This window comes from Curtobacterium sp. B18 (genome assembly GCF_000333375.1).
In the GTDB taxonomy this organism is placed as follows: Bacteria; Actinomycetota; Actinomycetes; order Actinomycetales; family Microbacteriaceae; genus Curtobacterium.
Genome location: NZ_BACZ01000329.1, coordinates 1 through 3,603 on the forward strand (window position 1 = coordinate 1; position 3,603 = coordinate 3,603).

General features: G+C 73.9%; 5 protein-coding genes. All 5 read right to left on the reverse strand.

All coding sequences use genetic code 11. The features are described from left to right. On the reverse strand, nt 1-347 hold a 347-nt coding region (gene hisF, locus I5E_RS09075), incomplete at its 3' end, for an imidazole glycerol phosphate synthase subunit HisF (protein ID WP_022906698.1). Further along, nucleotides 344-1,183: an ATP phosphoribosyltransferase gene (gene hisG / locus I5E_RS09080; protein WP_022906699.1), complete on the reverse strand. Its 840-nt coding sequence runs from the start codon at nt 1,181-1,183 to the stop codon at nt 344-346. The genes hisF and hisG, both read right to left, overlap by 4 nt. Before the next feature lie 45 nt (nt 1,184-1,228). Beyond that, complete coding sequence (locus I5E_RS09085) at nt 1,229-1,492, reverse strand: phosphoribosyl-ATP diphosphatase (RefSeq protein ID WP_031259753.1); 264 nt, start codon at nt 1,490-1,492, stop codon at nt 1,229-1,231. A gap of 101 nt (nt 1,493-1,593) precedes the next feature. Further along, nucleotides 1,594-2,253 carry a ribulose-phosphate 3-epimerase gene (rpe, locus tag I5E_RS09090; protein WP_022906701.1) on the reverse strand — a complete coding sequence of 220 codons (660 nt, stop codon included), beginning with the start codon at nt 2,251-2,253 and terminating at the stop codon, nt 1,594-1,596. A 67-nt stretch (nt 2,254-2,320) separates the two neighbouring features. Further along, a partial coding sequence (locus tag I5E_RS26330) for an RsmB/NOP family class I SAM-dependent RNA methyltransferase (protein WP_022906702.1) occupies nt 2,321-3,603 on the reverse strand: 1,283 nt, incomplete at its 5' end.

Sequence of the window (3,603 nt, forward strand, 5' to 3'; positions counted from 1 at the left end):
CCGACGAGTGCCGGGCGCGCGATCGCGGCGCTGTTCACGCCGATCTTGTCGGCGCCGCACTGCTGCAGCCGGGACACGTCGTCGACGCTCCGGACGCCGCCGCCGACCGTCAGCGGGATGAAGACCTGCTCGGCGGTCCGCGTCACGGTGTCGTACATCGTCGCGCGGTTCTCGACCGTTGCGCCCACGTCGAGGAAGGTCAGCTCGTCGGCGCCCTGCTCGTAGTAGCGCGCGGCGAGCTCGACCGGGTCACCGGCGTCCTGCAGGTCGAGGAAGTTGACGCCCTTGACGACCCGGCCGCCCTTGACGTCCAGGCACGGGATGACCCGGACGGAGACCCCGCTCACAGCCGCGCGGCGTGGATCGGGCTGACGAGGATGGCGCGGGCGCCGAGGTCGTACAGCGCGTCCATGATGAGGTTGGCGTCGTCGCGCGGGATCATCACGCGGACGGCCGACCAGTCGCGACCGTGCAGCGGCGAGACGGTGGGCGACTCGATGCCGGAGGCGACCGCGGTGGCCTGTTCGAGGAGCCCGGTGGGGATGTCGTAGTCGAGCATCACGTACCCGCGGGCGACGAGGACGCCCTGCAGGCGCCGGCGCAGCACGTCGATGCCGGGGATCGTCTCGTCGGTGGAGATGAGCAGCGCGGTCGACTCGAGGATGACCGGCCCGAAGATCTCGAGCCCGGCGGCGCGGAGCGTGCTGCCGGTCGACACCACGTCGGCCACCGCGTCGGCGACCCCGAGGCGCACGGCGCTCTCCACAGCACCGTCGAGCTTCACGAGCGTCGCGGTGACGCCGTGCTTCGCGAGGAACTCACCGACGAGGCCGGGGTAGCTCGTCGCCACCCGCACGCCGTCGAGGTCCTGCAGCGTGCTGAACCGGCCGGGCGTCCCGGCGAACCGGAAGGTCGAGTCGGCGAAGCCGAGCGCGTCCACCTCGTGCGCCGCGGAGCCGGAGTCGAGCAGCAGGTCGCGGCCCGTGATCCCGACGTCGAGCGCGCCGGAACCGACGTAGGTGGCGATGTCGCGCGGGCGGAGGAAGAAGAACTCGACGCCGTTGCGCTCGTCGAGCAGGTGGAGCGCCTTCGGGTCGCGGCGGCCGGCGTACCCGGCCTCGCGCAGCATGTCGGAGGCGGTCTCGGAGAGGGAGCCCTTGTTGGGCACGGCGATGCGGAGCATCAGGGGTCTGCTTTCTGGTGGAGGGGTCGGCGGCTGATCAGCGGATCAGAGATGTCGCCAGACGTCCGCCGGGGTGAGCCCCTTGGCGACCATGAGCACCTGCAGGTGGTACACGAGCTGCGAGATCTCCTCCGAGGTGCGCTCGTCGCCCTCGTACTCGGCCGCCATCCAGACCTCGGCTGCCTCTTCCACGATCTTCTTGCCGATCTGGTGCACGCCGGCGTCCAGTTCGGCGACGGTGCCGGAGCCCTCGGGGCGCGTGCGCGCCTTCTCGGTGAGCTCCTGGAACAGGTCGTCGAACGTCTTCACGCGCACCAGGCTACCGTCCTCTGCCGACGCGGTGGACCGACCGTCCGGACGGGAGGCACGGCGCGCGTTCGCCTCGCCCGTCACCTCGGGTGCCGGTCGGGTCACGAGCGCGCTGCCGCCGCCGCCCGGCGGAGGTCCGCGATGCGCTCGGCCGGCTCGCCGCCGTAGACCGCCGACCCCGCCACGAGCGTGTCGGCACCGCTCCGCACCGCCTCGGGGACGGTGTCGACCGCGATGCCGCCGTCGACCTCGAGCCAGACGTCGAGCCCCGAGGCGTCCACGGCCGCGCGGGCATCGGCGAGCTTCGGCATCACCCCGGGCATGAAGGACTGCCCGCCGAAGCCGGGCTCGACCGTCATGAGCAGGATCATGTCGTAGGCGTCGAGGTGGTGGAGCACCTGGGTGATCGGCGTGCCGGGCTTCACGGCGACGGCGGCACGGGCACCGTTCGACCGGATGGCCGCGGCGGTCGCCACGGGGTCGGACGCGGCCTCGAAGTGGAACGTGACGCTCGACGCACCCGTCTCGGCGTACTTCGGGGCCTCGGTGTCGGCGTCCGTGATCATGAGGTGGACGTCGAGCGGCACCGGCGAGACCTGCTGCAGGCGCTGCACGATAGGCAGGCCCAGCGTGAGGTTCGGCACGAAGTGGTTGTCCATCACGTCGACGTGCACCATGTCGGCGGTCTCGATGCGGTGGAGCTCGCGCTCGAGGTTCGCGAAGTCGGCGGACAGGATGCTCGGCGAGATGCGGATCGTCACCCGCCAACCCTACCGGCGCCCCGGTCGGCGATCGCCGTGCGCCGGGTCTCCCTCGCGCCGACCGGCGTCAGGCGACGCGGCGGAACAGCGCGATGAACATCGCATCCGTGCCGATGCGGTGCGGCCAGAGCTGCACCGTGTCGCCGTCGGCCACGCGCGGGTCCCGAGCGGCCACGGACCGCACGACCGACGCGGTGTCGAGCTGCTCGAGCTCCCCGCCGTGCCGGGCCATCAGCGCGTCGACCTGGCCGCGCGTCTCCGCCAGGTGCGGCGAGCACGTCACGTACGCCAGGGTCCCGCCGGGCGCGAGCACCCGGACCGCGGCGTCGAGGAGCTCCGCCTGCAGCGCGGCGAGCTCCGGGACGTCCTCGGGTTGCTTGCGCCACCGGGCCTCGGGACGGCGGCGGAGGGCGCCGAGTCCGGTGCAGGGTGCGTCGAGCAGGATGCGGTCGAACGTGACGCCGGAGCCGTCGCGGCCGAAGCGCCGTCCGTCGCCCTCGACCACGGTCACGCCGTCGCCGGCACCGGCGAGGGCCTTCCGCACGAGTCCGGCACGCGCCGGGACGAGCTCGTTGGCGACGAGGGTCGCGCCGCCCTCGGCTGCCTCGGCAGCGAGCAGCGCCGCCTTGCCGCCGGGTCCGGCGCACAGGTCGAGCCACCGCTCCCCCGGCCGGATCGCCGACGACCGGCTCAGGGCGAGCGCGGCGAGCTGCGAACCCTCGTCCTGCACGCGGAGCCGTCCGGCTGCCACGCCCGGTACCCGGGCGGGGTCGCCGGCGAGACCGCGGATCCCGACCGGCGAGACCGGCAGGTCCGCCTCGGGGTCCGTGGGCGGTCCGGGAGGCGCGACCCGCGTCACGTCGTCGGCTCCGGTCGTCGGGGCGGTCGGCTCGGCCGACTCGGTGCGCTCGGTCGGCTCGGTCGACGCCGCCGACGCGTCGGGCCCGTCGGACCCGGTCCGGTCCTCGGTCGCCGCGGGCCGCTCGGCAGGATCCGCCCGCTCGGCGTGCTCAACGTGTTCGGCGTGCTCGGCGTGCTCGGCAGCCGCGGTCGCGGTCGCGATGTGGGAACGTGCCGCGGCGACGTCCTCGTCGGTGGCCAGCCCGGGGAGCGCGGCGAGCTGCACCCGAGGCGCGGCGTTGTCGGCCGCCAGGAGCGCCGCGAGCTCGTCCCGCGAGCGTTCGGCCGCCAGGGCGTCCCGCAGCGCCGACACCACCCACGTGGGGTGCGACCACCGGGTGGCGAGCAGTGCGTCCCCGCCGCGGCCCGCCGTGATGAGCGCGTCCCACTCGTCGTCGGTGCGTGCCGCGACCTTGCGCAGCACAGCGTTGACGAAGCCGGTGGCGCGAC

Excerpts from the sequence above, each read along its gene's own strand:
- hisG (WP_022906699.1), bottom strand. The coding sequence starts at position 1,183 with ATGCTCCGCATCGCCGTGCCCAACAAGGGCTCCCTCTCCGAGACCGCC.